Genomic DNA, 16,098 nt, shown 5'->3' with positions numbered 1-16,098 from the left:
TATGGCAAGAGGTCGCGGGGCTTCTGCGCCAACCCGACCGACTTCTCCAGCTTGCCGCTGCCTACTTCTCGGAACGGGCTGACCAGAAATCAGTCGAGGGGGGTCAGGTTGCCGACATTGACCAACGTATCGCAAACCTTGAGGAAGCCGTTGGAGCAAGAGCCGCCGATGCTTTGCGGGCGGGACTGTCGCACGAGATGATTCGGCGGGCGGTTGCCCAGTTGGAATCCGAGCTGGACGCGCTCAACCGACACCGCGCAGAGCTTGATGCCTGGGCAAAACAGAATGCGGCGCAGTCGGAGCGGATGGCCAGTCTTGCCCGACTGGCCGAGGCTGCCCACAAGCGGCTCGACACCATGAGCGATGTCGAGCGCCGCGCGGTTCTTGACCTCCTCGACGTGAGGGTGACCGTCCTTGATTCGGGTGATCGTCGGCGAGAGCCTCAAATCCGCATTGAGGGTCACGTTCCTGAGCTGTTGTCGCTCGACGGTAACCTTAATGACGCGGGGCTGAGGCATTCGAGTTGACGAGGGCAGTCAACGCCGGATGTGGGTTTGCGTGTACGGTCCACGCCAACTCGGCGCGCGACGCACTCAACGCCATAGTGAATGCGGCGCTCATGGCCGGCGAGAATGTCAGCGAACCGATCGTCAGGAAAGTGTTCGCCGCCTCGATTGACTACGTCATCCATCTGGGCAGAGATGCGCTGCCTGCTAACGATGGGTCCGGCCTCCGGCGTCAGGTCATGGAGATACTGGCGGTCGTACCCACCATGAACACCGACTTTTCAACCGAGAAGCTGTTCGACCGGGAACGGCTCGGCAAGGCGCTCGAATGGACTGGCTTGTTACCGTCACCTCAAGCTGTCGACATTATCGAGCAGTCGCTACCGGAAGACATGACCTTGCGAGCCATTCTGGAGGGCAGGGTTTCACCCCTATGAGGCTCCTCGCGTCGTTGATGACCGGGGTGGTCTTCTTGTTCGGAGTCGGCTTGCTCACTGGCACCGCGCCCCGGCCAAAAGTGGTTCGAAAACGTCGGCCTTCGCTGACGGATCGACAGCTCTGGTTGACGCAGGCAGGGGTTGATCTGACACCGCGTCAATTTTGGGCAGCTTCCGTCGCTGTCGGGCTACTGGCTTTCTTGCTCTTTCTGCTACTGACGGGCATACCGATCATCGCGGCGATCCCGGCGATCGGAGTGGGGATGCTTCCGCGAGCATATTTCGCGCGGCAGCGGAGCAGTCGATTGTCGGAGGTTTTGGAGGCTTGGCCGGATGGCCTGCGAGACATAACCGCCTCGATATCCTCTGGCATGTCGTTGCCGAGAGCGATGGAAACTCTCGCCTCGAAGGGTCCGGATCCGTTGCGCCGAGCCTTCGACCGGTATGACCTCCTTGCCAGGACCATTGGGGTGGTTCCCGCCCTTGAAACTGTGAAAGAGGAACTCGGCGACCCGACTTCTGACCGGGTGATCGAGGTGCTGATCCTGGCTCACGAACGGGGAGGGAACATCGTCACCGAGATTCTGACTGATCTGGCCGAAGCGACCACCCGGGACCGGTGGACGCTCGAAGACATTCGCACGGCGGCGATTGAACAGAAGATCAACTCACGTGTGGTGTTTGTGCTCCCATGGTTTGTGCTTGTTGCGTTGACGGCCATGACGCCCGCTTACCGGCAGTTTTATGCTTCGGCGGCCGGGTTCTTCGTCGTGATGGTCGGCGCCGGGCTGAGTGGTTTTGGGATCTTGCTGGTGAGTCTGTTGTCCAAGGAACCGCAGGAGGAGCGGGTGCTCGGTGGGTCGGCTCGAATTTTCGAGGAAGCCCGATGATTGTCGATCTGGTTGGTCGCTCGCTCCTCGCTGCCTTGCTCAGTGGGCTAGCCGTCGCGGGGATTGCTTCTCTTGTGGTCCGTCCGACGCGGAGGCTTGCGCCGAGAGTGCGGCCGTATACGACGATCAGCCGGACCAGTCTCGGACGAGCTCCCGACGTCGTGGCAGAGGGTGCGGATTTCCGAGGGATGGGTGCGAACCCGATCGCCAGGCTATTCGGTCCGATTCTGGGCTCGTTGGCCAATCGGTTCGGCCAGATCCTCGACTCCGGGGGAGACGAGGCCATGATCCTCAAGCTACGGCAGGCAGCCCTATACGAAGGCGTCAGGGACGTTGACCGACTCATGCAGTTCCGGGTTCGGCAGCTGGCGGCCGGCGCGATTGGTGGAGTGATTGCCGGACTCATCGGCCAGGTGGTTGGACTCGGCACGCTGGGCGTCCTGACCTTGCCGTTGGTCGGGTTGGTTGCCGGGATTGGGCGATATCGAGGGGCAGTTGATCGAGCAGTCGATGCTCGACGAGAGCGCATGCGGATCGAGATCTACACGATCAACCAGTTACTCGCCATGCACATCCGGGTAGGAGGTGGCGTGACGCAGGCCGTTCAAGAGTTGGTTGATCGAGGAGCCGGGGATGTGATCGCCGAGCTTGCCGAGGCGGCCAGGCTCCACCGAAACGGGATGGGCGCCAGCGAGGCGTTCGAACGGGCGGCCCGACTGACGCCGGAGCCGTATTGCGCACGCACGTACTCACTCCTGGCGGCTGCTGAGGAGCGCGGCTCGGACCTTGGTGATGCGTTGTTGGCTCTTGCTGAGGATGTTCGAGAGGGCCGACGAGAGTCGATGAAGCAACGGGCAACCAAACAGCGAGCGGCAATGCTCATCCCGACCATCGCCATTTTGGCGCCCGTGCTTTTGGTTTTCGTGGCCGCTCCGTTGCCGTCAATCATTTTTGGAACGTTCTGAGGAAAGGAAAAAAGGATATGGAACAGCTAGGTGTCTATTGGGAAAGGGCGATCGGTCGTATTCGGACTGACGAGCGCGGTCTGAACACGGCCGAACTGCTCGGCAACGCCGCGTTGGCGATCGTCGCTCTTATCGCGATTTGGGCCGGATTACAGGCGCTCGGCATCGACGTCATCGAACGAATCCGATCGTTGCTGTTCGGCCAGCTATAAGCCTGTGCCGGACGAAGGTGGGATGTCAACTCCTGCGGTGATCCTGGCGGTCGGAATCGCCATGATCTTCTTCGTCGCGCTCGCCAATCTGGTTCTGTACCAGTACGCGGCAGGGGCGGTCCGAGCCGCCCTCGACCAGGGTGTGCGAGCTGAATCGTATGCCGGAGCTGCGCCGGGCATGTGTGAGAGAAGTATCGAAGAGACACTCGACGCACTGCTGGGCGGGTCCTACGGCGATGGGGTTATCGCCACATGCTTCATTGATCCGACCGGACCGACTGTCGTCGCAAACGCGACTGCTTTGTTTCCCTCGATTGCGTTGTGGGTGCCCGACTACACATTTGTTGCATCGGCACGTGCCGTCAAGGAGGTGGCACCTTGATCCGCGACGAACGAGGGGTGGCGGCCATCGAACTGCCACTCGCAATTGGGTTGCTGCTCATTCCGACGGCCTTTGTGGTTCTCATGCTGGCCCCCTGGGCGGCCAGGGCGAACATGGCGCGGTTAGCCGCGGCCGAGGCCGCCAGAATCATCGTGACCGATCCCACGCCTGACCCGGACGATGAACACATTCGGATGATCGTCGATCAGATTGCCGTGAATCACAGCATTCCGGCCGCTGATGTTTCTGCCGCCTTGTGCGTGACCGACTCGATGACGCCTGGCCAGAAGGAGGCAGCGAGATGTGACGCGCTGGTCAGGGGCATGGAGGTTCGCGTCGAAGTAACGGTCGCCATACCTGTCGTGGCATTGCCAGGAAGCGGTCGATCTTTCGGTGGGTTCTACTGGACCGTCGCCCATACGGAACTGGTCGATCGGTACCGGAGTTTCGAATGAACCTACGAGAAGAAAGCGGGCAGATCACTCTTTGGGTGCTTGGCCTGGCGGTGGCGTTGCTTGGGTTGGGCGGCATAAGCGTGGATCTCTGGCGGGTGATGAGCGAACGATCCGAACTGGCCGTCATCGCCGACTCGGCAGCAGTGGCCGGCGCCAACGGCATCGATGTCGATTGGTATCGGGTAACCGGCGAGGTGCGACTGGACGAATCGTTGGCTCAGGATCTTGCTTTGTCGATTCTCTCTCAGGAGGACGTCGTAGTCGTTGGTTTGACCGTTCAGAATGATCAGATCGTGGTCGAGATCCGGCGAGAAGTCCTGTTTTCGCTATTGAACATTCTGACCGCCGGCCAGGACCCGAGTGTCACCGTCGACGTGGTTGGTCGGGCGACTGCCGACCTGTCATGACCGGGGAGGTGGCCACCTGGAGGATGGTGATTGCGGTTTCCGTGGTCACTGGCCTGGCGGTCTCGCTCGGGGTGGTGGCATGGGCCGGGGGACCGAAACCGGGATCGGACGAGGGGCTCGGCAACGCGACCACCATTCCGGGAGCAACCACCCCGTTATCGAGTGCGCCCCGATCTACCAGCACGGTTCTGTCCGACGCATCGATCGGCGACGCGGTCCGGGTAGGGGTACGAGAGGCACTTACGGCATGGGGCCGGTTCGCCGGATCCGGCGATCTCGCCGATGTCGAAGAATTCTTCGATCCTCATGGCCCGCAATGGTCGGTGTTCGAAGAGGAAGCCGGATTGGTTGGTACGTCGTTCATGGCGGAGGTCGAAGAGGAGTCCTTGACTATCGATGGCCGATCAGCGGCTTTCGTGGCGTCTATCACCTTCGTGGCCGGGGGAGGCGAAAGTCTTCGGGCCAAATGGGAGATCGAACTGCGACCTGATCCCGATGGACGCTGGTTGATCTGGTCGGTCCGGGACCTCGCCGACGGGTAATCGGCGCATATCTTCCGCTTCTGAGGGTCCCAGCTCCCGATATCGGGCGGTGGAACCCGGGGTTCAACCCTGGGTTCCAGCAACCGGGGTGACTAGCCACCAATCCGCTCGGTCACCTAGTCAATCGGTTGGTATGATTTGGGAACGAGCGCGTACCAAGTGGGAGGTACACATCTCGCATTCAAGCTGGATCCCGGCCCCGAGAGAGGGTGGAGCATGAGTTCGTCCCTGCATGCCCGCTTGTTGGGTGGATTCCGGGTGGAAATCGACGGTGAAGTCGTCCAGCTGAGTGGGTCCCGGACCGCCCGGTCGCTCCTCGCCTACCTGCTTCTCACTCCCGATCGCCAGCAACTTCGCTCCAAGCTGGCCGGGATGTACTGGCCGGAGCAATCCGAGTCGGTGGCGCGAGAGCGTTTGCGTTCGGTCCTCTACCGAATCGGGAAGAGCTTCGAGGAATCCGGAGTGCACGTTTTGGATCAGGCCCGCGAATCGATTGGCATCTCAACGGAAGTCGACGTTTGGGTCGACGCCACCGAGTTTCGGCGTCTCGCGACCGAAGCCCGCCGGTCAACCGATGGAGTTGGTGACCGCTTGCAGCAGGCCATTGATCTGTACGGCGGCGAGTTCATGCCCGGCCATTACGAAGATTGGGTGTTTGAGGAACAGCAGTTCCTGCACAACGCTCAGGCGGCGGCCCTGGCGCAGCTTCTTTCGTTGCGGGAGGCTGACGGCCAGTTCGACCGGGCGCTGCTCATCGCCAAACGTATCGTGGCCCTCGATCGGCTTGATGAGGGTGCCCACCGTGACGTGATGAGGCTGTCGGCGTTGTTGCGCAGGCCCGAGGAGGCCTTGCGACAGTATCGGGACTTGCGCCGAACCTTGAAGTTCGAGTTGGGCGCCGAACCGGCTCCAGCCACGTCCCAACTGGCCGCCGACATTGCCTCACACGTCGAAGCGTCGTTGCCGTCACCGCCAACCGCCGATCGGTCTCAGGCGCCCGTGTTTGTGGCTCGCCGGGCCGAACGGGACGTGCTCATCGGAGCCCTGGAACGCGCCCTCGGCGCGGAAGGGGCTATCGCCCTTGTCGAAGGTCCGCCTGGTGTTGGGAAATCGTCTCTGCTTGAACAGGCCGGTGAGGACGCCAAGTGGCGCAACTATGAGATTCTGCGAGGCAGCTATCAAGACCGGATTGGCGGCGAAGCCTTCGAAGGCATCCGCGGTGCGCTTGAGGCGGCTCTGACACCGCTGCGTATCGAACAGCTCCGATCGGTATGTGAGCCGATGTGGCTTGAGGAGGCCAGCCGGGTGATCCCCCGATTGGGGATGACCAGGACACCGTCGATCGGGCTCGCCGGAGAAGACAGCCGGTGGAAAGTCCAGGAGTCGCTCGTCCAGGTCCTCAAAAGTCTGGCGAGTATTTATCCGACGATGCTCGTGCTCGAAGACGTGCATTGGGCCGACCTGGATTCACTCGCCGTCATGAAGCGTTTGTCGACAGGCCTTGCGGGGGTACCGCTGGTCGTGCTCCTCAGCTACCGGCGCGAAGAGGCCGAAAGCGGGTGGGACCGGTGGGGGTTGCTGCAGGATATTGATCGCTCGGCCTTTACAAAACGGTTGGTCCTATCCGATCTCGACGTCGAGGCGGTCACCCGTCTCATCGAGGCGATCGGCGGCTTCGGTGACCACGCCGACGCGCTTGCTCAATGGCTCGTCGAGCACACCGGTGGCAATCCATTGTTCGTAGTCGAGACACTCAAGAGCCTCCGCGAAGACGATTTGTCCCATCCGTTCGAGCTGCCCGCCCACTTGCCGGTGGCGTCCAGTGTGGCCGAGATTGTCGAACACCGCCTCGAGAAGCTTGATGACACCGCCCGCCAGGTGATCGATGCTGCCGCGGTCTTTGCCAGGCCCGTGTCGACTACCCAGCTCACGGAACTCACCGATTTGGAGTATCCGGTCGTCCTGGAAGCGATCACCAGGGTGGTCCGGCGCCAGGTGCTTTCGGACCAACCCGACGGGCTGCTGTTTAGCCACGAGCTCATCCGCCGGGTCGCCTACAACGGGATCCACCCTGATCGTTTGCATGAACTTCACATCCGATCTGCCGAAGTCTTGATCGACCTGCAAGCCGCCCCGGCCGAGATCGCCCACCATTTCTATGAAGCCGCCGACTGGTCCGAAGCCCTTCGGTGGAGCATCCGGGCGGCCGGGGATGCCGAAGACCTCTCAGCGTTCGACACGGCCCAAACCCACTACCGCCGGGCCCTCGATGCCGGGGAGCACGGAGACCCGACCGAGATGGAACTCTTCGGGTTGCTCGGCTCCATGGAACAGGTGGCCAATGTCCTTGGTGACCGGGCAACCCAGGCGGATCTCATCGGGCGAATGGCCGCTCTGGCTAATACCGACGATGAGCAAGCGGAGACCCACCTGCGGAGGGCCTGGCTGCTCGCTCATACGGACCGTTTTGGCGAAGCCGAGGACGTGGCTGCGGCTGGATGGGGTCTCGCCCCGTCCCGGATCGAGGATTTTGGCCGGGTCGCCGCCCAGATTCAGATCTGGTCGGGCCGACCCGAGGCGGCGGTTGCAACGCTGGGTCGAGTGGTAGCCGAACTGGGTGACTCAGCCAGCGGGTCAACGCATCTCCTGCTCGGAACGGCCTATGTCGAAGCAGCCATGCGCACCCAGTCCGAAGCGGAACTTCGTACCGCTCTGACCCGATTTCGAACAGACGGGGACCGGGGCGGGGAAGCCAGGACCATCGGAATTCTCGGCACCGTCATCGGCGAGCAACGCCGACTGGCCGACGCCGAAGATGCCCTCCGGGAAGGCCAAACGATCGCCCGAGAGATCGGCTATCGGATCGCCGACGCCGAATGCACGGTCAATCTTGCCACCATCTTGTATCAGCGCAATCGGCCGGCGGCGGCGCTGGTTGCCTACGAGGAGGCCGAGGAGGCGTTTCGGTCGATCGGGCAGCAACGTGGTGTGGCCTCCGCACAATCAAACCGGGCGTCGTTGGCGTGGCTGGTGTTTGGCGACGCCGCTACAGCTACTACTGCCGGCCGAGCGGCCAGGGAGTACTTCGTGTCCGTCGGCGAAACGGCCAGGGTCGCATCGGTCGATGCCGTTCTGGCAGCGTATGAAGCCACTCGGGATCCCGCCGCGGCTCGCGCGATGTTTGAGCAAGCCCTGTCGGCAGTCACCCAAACACCCGATGGCTACCGCTCGAAGATCGTGGCGATTGCCTATCTCTATTACCTCCTCGAGTTCGATGACTTTGAGGCTGCGAGACCCGTCTTCGAGCTTCTCGAGGATCTCGATCCAAGCTGGGCTGACTCACCCAGGGAGCGATTACTGCAAGCGTGGTGGCTCAAAGAAACCGGCCAGATCGACCAGGCGATCAGACTGCTCCGAGCGCTCATTGACTTGCTCGATGAAACGGTTCAAACCGGAACCCGGGTTGCCTGGGGGGTTTTTCTTTTGGCCCAGGACAACGCAACGCTGGCCGATCAGGCGATTGAGCGAGCCAGGACTCTCATGGAATCGGACCTGGAAGGCTTGGACGCCGGGTTGGCGGAGCGCGCCCGGGTCGGCGAACTGTTTGCGAAGATCGCTAGCGAGAGTGGCAGTCGGGAGGTCCAACAGATCACTATCGCCGTTCCGAAGGTCGGAACGCCCGGTGGTCGCCAGCTGCGCCCTGATGAACTGGTGAACGTCGTCATTACCCTGTCGCAACCGGCCGACAACACCGTGGCTTCCCAGGTCGGACGTCGGCGGATGCAGTTGCAGCGGATAATGGCCGAGATCGAGGCGGCCGGTGCGGTACCTGCCATCCGGCACCTTGCTCAAGCTACGGGTTTCAGCCGGGCCACGATCAAGCGGGACCTGTCAGCTTTGCGGGCCGACGGTCACGCAATCGCCACCCGCGGCTCCTGACACCCTCTTCCAAGTGATCCCCTAGTTTTTACCAGTTAGAGGATTCGTGAACACGGCCCACGCACGGCGATCAACGATGTTGGCGAGGTAAGCAGTCACATATCGTTCCACGGAGGGTCCCCATGCGTCGCCGTCTCTACATTCTCGCCATTGCCGTTATTGCCAATCTGGCTGTTGCCTTGCCGGCTCTCGCCACGGGTGACTTCCACCGCTAATTCACGGTTTCGGGTCTTCCGGGCGCGGTTCCTCACCATCTATCTGCCCGTCCCCCCTGGCCTGGTGTGTGGGGAGTGGGGCCGACCCAGTCGGCAAGCGCCTGGAGGACCTGGAAATTTGAACCCATGGGAGAGGTGACATTAAACCGCTTCTGCTCGTTGCCGATACCCCTTCCCGGGTTGCAAACCTGAGAGGACCGCTCGCGGAGCGGTTTTCTCTGATTGGACCGGTCCACCCAGACGACGTGAGCAGTCGTACCGAATACGGGATTGTCGTGATCTGGGAAGCCGGACTGGACGGTTTGGTCAGCGTCCGCCGTGCCCAGCCGACCGCCTGGATCGTCGCCGTCACGGACGACCCCCGAGGCGAAAAAGCTGCGCGAGCTGGCGGGGCCGATGTGGTCATTCCGGTTGGCGAGGCGAACATCGAGTACCTGTGCGCAGTCGCAGAACCACCTTTGACCCCGGTGGCGGCCGGCGCACACTCTCAGATTGAGCTTACGGCCACCGTCTCGGCCGATGCGACCGGGCTGATAACTCGCGCTTCGCCGTATTTTGCCGAACTGGTTGTTGCTGATTCGAGTCGATCGTTGATCGGCACGCCGTTGCAAAGTCTGTTTGCGAGCGAAAGCCAGGGTCACAGCGTCCTGTCTCGCCTCGTCCCGGCCAGAACCCTGCGGAACATCGAGGTAGAGATTGTTCGCGCCGACCGGACCCGGGGCTGGGTGCTGCTGACATTGCGTAAGACCAAGGATGGTTCCCGAATCCATGGTGTCGCCGTCGATATCACCGACCTCGCTCAGGCCTGGCAAGGGCTGGCTCGCAGCGAGGCCCGGTATCAGTCTCTCTTTGATGCCTCCCCGGTTCCCATCTGGGAGGTCGACCTCTCCGGTGCGATCGGCTTGCTTGAAGAGAGGACGTCAGGCGGCTCGAGTGCTCCGCGATTGGAGTTGGCTGCACTGGTCGTCGGTTCGCTCCGGTTGATCCACGCCAACGATTACGCCAGGAAATGTTCGCAAACGGATCCGACCGACGATCAGGCCGTTTTACGTTCCATGGTGCGGATGGTTGGCGGTCCCAATGGCATGGACATTCTCGACCAGGTTGTGTTGTTTTCTAAGACCGCCGGGCCGCTCAGTGTCCCGGCGGTCGGGCGCGACAACGCCGGTGTCGAAACCCGGGTCTCGGTGACGTGGAACGCCCCGATGCTCAGGGGGCGTCGCGATTTTGGCCACACGGTGGTGGTCGTTGCGCCGGCCACCCCTCGTTCCTAACACTGAATCGTTCGTCGATTACTCGATGGGGGAGGGCTGTCGCGGGGTGACTACTATGGCCACGCCGTACGAAAGGGACCGTCGTTGAAGATCCATGAGTATCAAGCCAAGCAGCTCATGAAGGCCAGGGGGATTGCCGTTCCATCGGGTCTGCTGGCCACAACCGTGGATGAGGCCGTCGCGGCCGTCCGCCCCCTTATCGAGGAGTTGGGCAATCCCGTGGTGGTGGTCAAGTCTCAGATCCACGCCGGCGGCCGGGGCAAGGGACGGTTTATCGAGTACCCCGACCTTGGTGGCGTAACCGTCGTATTGGCTGGAATCGACGGAGGTGTCGAGGCTGCCGAGGAGGCGGTCAGAGAACTTGCCGGCAAGATGCTCGGTTCGACTCTCGTCACGATTCAGACCGGCCCCGAAGGCAAGCAAGTGAACCGGCTCTATATCGAACAGGGCGTCGACATCGAAACTGAACTGTATCTGTCGGTCGTCCTTGATCGAGCCGTCAGTCGCAATGTGCTCATGGTGTCCACCGAAGGTGGGACCGAAATCGAAGAAGTCGCCGAGCACACACCAGAGAAGATTCTCAGAGCGACCATCGATCCGGCGATCGGCCTGGCCAACTTTCAGGCGGCCGACCTTGCGTACGGGCTCGGCCTCGAGGGCGAGACGCTCAAGAATGCCGTCAGCTTCATGAAGGCCCTTACCGCAGCCGCCGTCGAACTTGACACCGATCTCATCGAGATCAACCCGCTGGTCGTAACCAAAGCGGGTGGGGTGATGGCGTTGGACGGAAAGATGAGTTTCGATGCCAATGCGATGTTCCGTCATCCCCATATCGCCCAAATGCGCGACGAATCCGAGGAAGATCCTGCCGAGCTCGAAGCAGCCGAATACGACCTTTCCTTTATCAAGCTTGACGGCACGATCGGCTGCATGGTCAACGGGGCCGGGTTGGCCATGTCGACCATGGACATCATCAAGTACGTCGGCGGCGAACCCGCCAACTTCCTGGACGTCGGTGGGGGTGCCACGGCTGACAAAGTCACCGCCGCTTTCAAGATCATCACCAAGGATCCGCGAGTCAAAGGGATCTTCGTGAATATTTTCGGCGGCATTATGAAGTGCGACATCATCGCCAACGGAGTCGTCGAAGCTGTCAAAGAGGTGGGCCTACAAGTTCCGCTTGTGGTTCGACTGGAGGGCACCAACGTCGACCTGGGCAAACAGATCATCGACGAATCAGGACTGAACGTGGTCAGCGCCAGCGATATGAAAGATGGCGCTCAGAAGATCGTGGAGCTAACCAAATGAGCGTGCTGGTTGATACGAATACCCGTGTCCTGGTTCAGGGGATGGGCCAGACCGGCCGGTTCCACACCGACACTGCCCTGGCCTACGGGACGAACATGGTTGGCGCCGTCCACCCGTCCAAAGCGGGAACGATTGAGCACTTCGAAGGCGAAACCGACCACAGCGGAGTCCAGGGTCGCGCCGACACATATTCGGCAGATCTGCCCATCTTCCGGAGTGTTGTCGAGGCGGCCGAAGCGACGGGCGCCAATGCGTCGGTGATCTATGTTCCGCCTCCATTCGCAGCCGACGCCATCATGGAAGCGGCCGCGGCGGGTATCCAACTCATCGTCTGTATTACCGAAGGTATTCCGGTAGGTGACATGGTCGTTGCCAAGCGATACCTGGAGGACAAGAACGTCCGACTCGTGGGACCGAACTGCCCGGGGGTCATCACCCCTCAGCAGTGCAAGATCGGCATCATGCCGGGCTACATCCACAAGCCAGGCAAGATTGGTGTCGTGAGTCGGTCCGGTACCCTCACGTATGAAGCAGTGTTCCAGCTGACCAACAATGGACTCGGCCAGACGACCGCCATCGGCATCGGTGGCGATCCCGTGAACGGGACCAACTTCGTCGACTGTCTCGACCTCTTCAATCAAGACCCCGATACCGAAGGCGTCATCATGATTGGCGAGATCGGTGGAACGGCCGAAGAAGAAGCCGCCGAATGGATTCAGCAGCACATGACCAAGCCGGTAGCCGGGTTCATTGCGGGCACCACCGCCCCAGCCGGCAAGCGCATGGGCCATGCCGGCGCCATCATCTCGGGTGGCAAGGGAACGGCCGCCGACAAGATCGCCGCACTGAAGAGCGCTGGCATTGTCGTCGCCCCGACCCCAACCGACATGGGAACCGCCATGCTCGAGGCGATCGGGTAGCCCACCCGCCAGCGCCAGTAGGCTTAACCTATGGACATTCGCCCGGCCTCCGAGAATTCGTACCCGTGGGGCGGGGCGGCCACCCCCTATGAGGAGCTTGGCGGCGAAGGGCGCGTCCGGGAACTTGCGGATGCCTTTTATGACATTGTCGATGAGAGCTCACCGGTTCTTCGGGCGATGTTGCCTGTCGATCTTTCCGTGTCCCGTCAGAAGCTGTTTGAGTTCCTCAGTGGTTGGATGGGGGGACCAGGGTTGTACTGGGAGCGGCACGGCCATCCTCGTCTCCGCATGCGTCATGCCCGGTTCCCGATTGACAATCACGCCGCCGATGAGTGGTCGCGTTGCATGGACGGCGCCCTCGACCGAATCGGAGCGGACAAGGCGGTGGGGGCTTATTTGGCCGAAGAACTCGGCAAGGCGGCTCAGTCGTTACGCAATCTGGCTTCGCAAGACCCGCTCATCTAGGCGTTCGTCAGCGCAGGCTCTTGGTGCTTTGCCGCGCCGACCAAACGCCCTTCCAGCGATCTACCGAAACGCATCACGATTGGAAGAAGAGCGATGCAAATCACGGCGGCGATGGCCAGCTGCGGTGCGACCTCTGCCAGGGTTGCTCCGTTGATGGACAAATCGAAAATGGGCTGGAGAAAGTAATACGTCGGCCCGAGTTTGGCGATCCATTGGGGGAGGGTCGGCCAAATGGTGAAAATTACGGGAAACAGCAGCAATATTGCTCCGCCCTTCCACGCCGCAAACATGGTGGCTGTGTCCGGTGCCCACGACCCGAGCATCAGGCCGATCTCGGCCATCATGATTGCCCCGAGGGTGACCGCCAGCAGCGTGGCCACCGGGGCGGTCCCGAACGCGCTGTTGAGGAGCAGTGTCATTACGCCGGTGAGAATGGCCAGGATGGTTCCGAGCAAGCCCTTCGCCACGAGAACATCTTTGAGATTGGCCGGCGTTACCAGCACGGCGCTCAACGTTCGACGGGTCTTTTCCTCGATGAGGCTTGCGGCGGGGACCATGACGCCAGCGATTGCCACGGCCATGATGACCAGCATCGGGAGCATCCTCACCGATAGTTCAAGGCCTTGATCCCCGATTGATACCACGGAAACGTCGACGGGCGAATCCACTGCAGATATGGTTCGAACGAGGTCCAGGGCGGTGACTCCGAGGATGATGCGATCCGAGGCAAGGCTGTCGCCGCCCACCCAGAACTGGAGCTGTGGCTGGGCACCGCTACGGACCAAATCGTCGAATCCGGCTTCGAGAACCAATCCAGCGTCGAGATTGCCTTCTTCAACCTGGCGGCGTAGTTCCTCGGCGTCGTCGAGGAATGTGACCTCGATGCCTTCCAGTTGAGCGGCCGCCTCCGTAACGGCGGAATTGCCAAGGTCGACGATCCCGAGCCGTGGTTCGGTGTTGAACAGGCCGCCAAACACCATGCGGAAAGCGAAGGTCAAGACGACTGGCAGAACCAACACCCACAGGATTATCGGCGACCGGGGCCCGAGGGAGAGATCTTTGAGCAGGATCTTGCGGATCATATGCGAATCACCCTTCGTTTCAGCACGAGAAGTCCCGCGGCAAACGCAACTCCACACCAGGCGGCCAGTATCAGGAGAGGCCCGGCCAGCTGTCGGAAGCCCTCGCCGTAGGCGGTGGCGCCGACGATCGCTTCGACCAACCCCCAACTGGGGAGGACTTGAATCCACCCGGCGGCCGTACCGGGAAATAGCACGGCAATTGCGGGGATGATCAACGGGATGAGGAACAGGACGCTCCAGAAGATGATCGAAATGAAGTCGCGGCCTGCTGATCCGGCCCATAATCCGAATCCGGTCACGAGGATCGCCCCGAGGAGTAGGGACACGAGCAGCACGAAGGTATTGGTGCCGAACGAACCGATGGCCGCCATGAGCAACACTGCCTGGCTAAAAGCCAGAAGTGTCCCCAGGATGGACTTTGCAGTGAGGAAGTCTGTCACCGTGGTCGGGGTCGCCAGGATGGCGGTTACCGTGCGCTGTTGGATTTCCGAGGCGACCAGGGTGGCGAGAGCCATCATCTCCACCATGAGCATCAAGAAGACGAACATGGGCCGCATGGTCTCCTGGAGCGAAACTTGATCCCCCGCCCGGTCGGTTCCGAGCAGGATTTCTTGTTCGGTGGGAAGGATGACGAGTGGGGGGTTGCCTGCGGCCGCATAGGCCATCTCTCGAACCATCGAACTCAGCGCTCCGCGAACTTCGGCTGGAACATCTGAGGTAACGAAGAGCGTTACCTCAGTCTCGTTGCCGGTCGCCACGTTGGTGATGAAGTCGGGGGGAAAGGCCAATCCGACGGCGGGACCGTCGCGGGCCCGGATCGCCTCCTCGAGTGCGGCACCTGAATCGAAGGGCGTGATGGTGAGCCCGGCGTCGCCGGTGAGCTCGTTGAAGTATGCATCCATGCCCGTTTGAGCGATTCCCATCTCAATGGATTCGTCGACGGTATTGGGCAGTACCCAAAAAACCGCGACGTAGAAGACGAGACCGAGGACGGTCATGAAGAGATAGAACCGATCCCGGGTGAAGGCCCAGAGGTCCTTGGCGACAATCGCACGAATGGCGGGCCAGTTCACGCGGTCAAGCCCCTCCCGGCGTACTCGACGAAGATGTCCTCCAGGGTCGCTTCTTCGGTATGAATCGTGAGGATGTGCCCGGCCGACATGGCCTGGCGTAATTGTTCGGTTGCGTCAGGGCCGTCGAGTGGTACCACGATTTCGGTGATGACGCCATCGTCTCGGCTGCGAACTTTGACTGCGCGCTGGCCATGAGCCAGCTTGAGCTCTTCGGGTGTGTCGACGGCCAGGATCGACCCTTCGTTGATGAAGGCCACTCGATCGGAGAGCTCATCGGCTTCGAACATATCGTGGGTGGTCAATATGACCGCCGCCCCGCGTGCGGCTTGATCCTTGATGAGGTCCCTGATGGTCCGCGACGAGACGGGATCAAGGCCGTCGGTCGGCTCGTCCAGGAACAAGATGTCCGGTTCGTTGATCAGACTTCTGGCCATCATGAGCCGCTGCCGCATACCTTTCGAGTAGGTGGATACCCGGTCCTCGGCTCGCCCGGCCAGATCGACCCGGGTGAGGAGCGGCATCGGATCGAATCGTTTGATCCCGAACAGGCTTGCGAAGAAACGTAGATTTTCGACTGCCGACATGGCGTCGTACACATTCTTCTCTTCGAAACAGACCCCCATCCGGGCCTGAATGGCTTCGCGAGCTTCCGGCATGGGATGACCGAGGATCGTGATCGACCCGGAATCGGGTCGCAACTGTCCCGTGAGCATTCTGATCGTGGTCGACTTGCCCGCTCCGTTCGGCCCGAGCAGCCCAACGATCTCACCGGCTGCCACCTCAATCGAGAGGTTGTCGACGGCTCGCACCTGCCCGAACGAATAGCTGAGCCCCGACACGGAGAGCGCACCGTTGGGCATCTGAACCCCTTCCTTAGGCCCCTCCGAATCTATCACCGCTCCGTGTCAGGCGTCCGGGTTTGGGGTTGTCCAGCCGAACTACACTTCCCGGCGTGCGGACTGCAGTGCTGATATCGGGATCGGGATCGAATCTGCAAGCCATTGTGGATGCCCAGGCTGATGATCC

Annotated in this window: 17 protein-coding genes; 14 read left to right on the top strand and 3 right to left on the bottom strand. The window is 61.4% G+C overall.

All coding sequences use genetic code 11. The features are described 5' to 3' along the window. From JJE47_07540 to JJE47_07475, 14 genes are all read left to right on the top strand, one after another. The coding region (locus tag JJE47_07540; GenBank protein ID MBK5267272.1) for a hypothetical protein at positions 1 to 527 on the top strand (527 nt) is incomplete at its 5' end. Next, on the top strand, positions 524 to 943 hold the full coding sequence (locus JJE47_07535) for a hypothetical protein (GenBank protein ID MBK5267271.1): 420 nt from the start codon (positions 524 to 526) through the stop codon (positions 941 to 943). The genes JJE47_07540 and JJE47_07535, both read left to right, overlap by 4 nt. After that, positions 940 to 1,833 carry a type II secretion system F family protein gene (locus tag JJE47_07530; GenBank protein MBK5267270.1) on the top strand — a complete coding sequence of 298 codons (894 nt, stop codon included), beginning with the start codon at positions 940 to 942 and terminating at the stop codon, positions 1,831 to 1,833. Before JJE47_07535 ends, JJE47_07530 begins: the two co-directional genes overlap by 4 nt. Further along, positions 1,830 to 2,798: a type II secretion system F family protein gene (locus JJE47_07525; GenBank protein MBK5267269.1), complete on the top strand. Its 969-nt coding sequence runs from the start codon at positions 1,830 to 1,832 to the stop codon at positions 2,796 to 2,798. The genes JJE47_07530 and JJE47_07525 overlap by 4 nt, the downstream gene beginning before the upstream one ends. A gap of 17 nt (positions 2,799 to 2,815) precedes the next feature. Next, complete coding sequence (locus JJE47_07520; protein ID MBK5267268.1) at positions 2,816 to 3,010, top strand: hypothetical protein; 195 nt, start codon at positions 2,816 to 2,818, stop codon at positions 3,008 to 3,010. A 22-nt stretch (positions 3,011 to 3,032) separates the two neighbouring features. Continuing rightward, positions 3,033 to 3,392: a hypothetical protein gene (locus JJE47_07515; protein MBK5267267.1), complete on the top strand. Its 360-nt coding sequence runs from the start codon at positions 3,033 to 3,035 to the stop codon at positions 3,390 to 3,392. Next, a complete protein-coding gene (locus tag JJE47_07510; GenBank protein ID MBK5267266.1) occupies positions 3,389 to 3,847 on the top strand; it encodes a hypothetical protein in 459 nt (152 codons plus the stop codon). The genes JJE47_07515 and JJE47_07510 overlap by 4 nt, the downstream gene beginning before the upstream one ends. After that, positions 3,844 to 4,254, top strand: a complete 411-nt coding sequence (locus tag JJE47_07505; protein ID MBK5267265.1) for a hypothetical protein — start codon at positions 3,844 to 3,846, stop codon at positions 4,252 to 4,254. The genes JJE47_07510 and JJE47_07505 overlap by 4 nt, the downstream gene beginning before the upstream one ends. After that, positions 4,251 to 4,796, top strand: coding sequence for a hypothetical protein (locus JJE47_07500; protein MBK5267264.1), 546 nt, complete (start codon positions 4,251 to 4,253; stop codon positions 4,794 to 4,796). Before JJE47_07505 ends, JJE47_07500 begins: the two co-directional genes overlap by 4 nt. A gap of 216 nt (positions 4,797 to 5,012) precedes the next feature. Then, on the top strand, positions 5,013 to 8,735 hold the full coding sequence (locus JJE47_07495; GenBank protein MBK5267263.1) for an AAA family ATPase: 3,723 nt from the start codon (positions 5,013 to 5,015) through the stop codon (positions 8,733 to 8,735). A 460-nt stretch (positions 8,736 to 9,195) separates the two neighbouring features. Next, positions 9,196 to 10,224 (top strand): PAS domain-containing protein, encoded by a 1,029-nt coding sequence (locus tag JJE47_07490; protein MBK5267262.1) that lies wholly within the window; start codon positions 9,196 to 9,198, stop codon positions 10,222 to 10,224. An 84-nt stretch (positions 10,225 to 10,308) separates the two neighbouring features. Next, entirely contained in the window at positions 10,309 to 11,532 is a 1,224-nt protein-coding gene (sucC, locus tag JJE47_07485) for an ADP-forming succinate--CoA ligase subunit beta (GenBank protein MBK5267261.1), read from the top strand. Beyond that, complete coding sequence (gene sucD / locus JJE47_07480; GenBank protein MBK5267260.1) at positions 11,529 to 12,452, top strand: succinate--CoA ligase subunit alpha; 924 nt, start codon at positions 11,529 to 11,531, stop codon at positions 12,450 to 12,452. The genes sucC and sucD overlap by 4 nt, the downstream gene beginning before the upstream one ends. Positions 12,453 to 12,482: 30 nt before the next feature. Further along, entirely contained in the window at positions 12,483 to 12,917 is a 435-nt protein-coding gene (locus tag JJE47_07475; GenBank protein ID MBK5267259.1) for a group II truncated hemoglobin, read from the top strand. Here JJE47_07475 and JJE47_07470 read toward each other — a convergent pair. Genes JJE47_07470 through JJE47_07460 form a run of 3 tightly spaced genes read right to left on the bottom strand, consistent with a single transcriptional unit; the run spans position 12,914 to position 15,932 of the window. Continuing rightward, a complete protein-coding gene (locus JJE47_07470; GenBank protein MBK5267258.1) occupies positions 12,914 to 13,999 on the bottom strand; it encodes an ABC transporter permease in 1,086 nt (361 codons plus the stop codon). The two genes, JJE47_07475 and JJE47_07470, sit on opposite strands and share 4 nt — an antisense overlap. Then, positions 13,996 to 15,072, bottom strand: coding sequence for an ABC transporter permease (locus JJE47_07465; GenBank protein ID MBK5267257.1), 1,077 nt, complete (start codon positions 15,070 to 15,072; stop codon positions 13,996 to 13,998). Before JJE47_07465 ends, JJE47_07470 begins: the two co-directional genes overlap by 4 nt. Beyond that, positions 15,069 to 15,932: an ABC transporter ATP-binding protein gene (locus JJE47_07460; protein MBK5267256.1), complete on the bottom strand. Its 864-nt coding sequence runs from the start codon at positions 15,930 to 15,932 to the stop codon at positions 15,069 to 15,071. The genes JJE47_07465 and JJE47_07460 overlap by 4 nt, the downstream gene beginning before the upstream one ends. Positions 15,933 to 16,098: the final 166 nt, after the last annotated feature.

The sequence above is a fragment of the Acidimicrobiia bacterium genome, from assembly GCA_016650365.1.
Lineage (GTDB): Bacteria > Actinomycetota > Acidimicrobiia > Spongiisociales > JAENVV01 > JAENVV01.
This window is presented reverse-complemented; position numbering and strand designations above follow the sequence as displayed.

What these genes read in the sequence shown, in the direction of transcription:
- JJE47_07530 (MBK5267270.1), top strand. Translation starts at nt 940, where the DNA reads ATGAGGCTCCTCGCGTCGTTGATGACCGGGGTGGTCTTCTTGTTCGGA.
- JJE47_07525 (MBK5267269.1), top strand. Translation starts at nt 1,830, where the DNA reads ATGATTGTCGATCTGGTTGGTCGCTCGCTCCTCGCTGCCTTGCTCAGT.
- JJE47_07520 (MBK5267268.1), top strand. Translation starts at nt 2,816, where the DNA reads ATGGAACAGCTAGGTGTCTATTGGGAAAGGGCGATCGGTCGTATTCGG.
- JJE47_07515 (MBK5267267.1), top strand. Translation starts at nt 3,033, where the DNA reads ATGTCAACTCCTGCGGTGATCCTGGCGGTCGGAATCGCCATGATCTTC.
- JJE47_07505 (MBK5267265.1), top strand. Translation starts at nt 3,844, where the DNA reads ATGAACCTACGAGAAGAAAGCGGGCAGATCACTCTTTGGGTGCTTGGC.
- JJE47_07500 (MBK5267264.1), top strand. Translation starts at nt 4,251, where the DNA reads ATGACCGGGGAGGTGGCCACCTGGAGGATGGTGATTGCGGTTTCCGTG.
- JJE47_07495 (MBK5267263.1), top strand. Translation starts at nt 5,013, where the DNA reads ATGAGTTCGTCCCTGCATGCCCGCTTGTTGGGTGGATTCCGGGTGGAA.
- sucD (MBK5267260.1), top strand. Translation starts at nt 11,529, where the DNA reads ATGAGCGTGCTGGTTGATACGAATACCCGTGTCCTGGTTCAGGGGATG.
- JJE47_07475 (MBK5267259.1), top strand. Translation starts at nt 12,483, where the DNA reads ATGGACATTCGCCCGGCCTCCGAGAATTCGTACCCGTGGGGCGGGGCG.
- JJE47_07470 (MBK5267258.1), bottom strand. Translation starts at nt 13,999, where the DNA reads ATGATCCGCAAGATCCTGCTCAAAGATCTCTCCCTCGGGCCCCGGTCG.
- JJE47_07460 (MBK5267256.1), bottom strand. Translation starts at nt 15,932, where the DNA reads ATGCCCAACGGTGCGCTCTCCGTGTCGGGGCTCAGCTATTCGTTCGGG.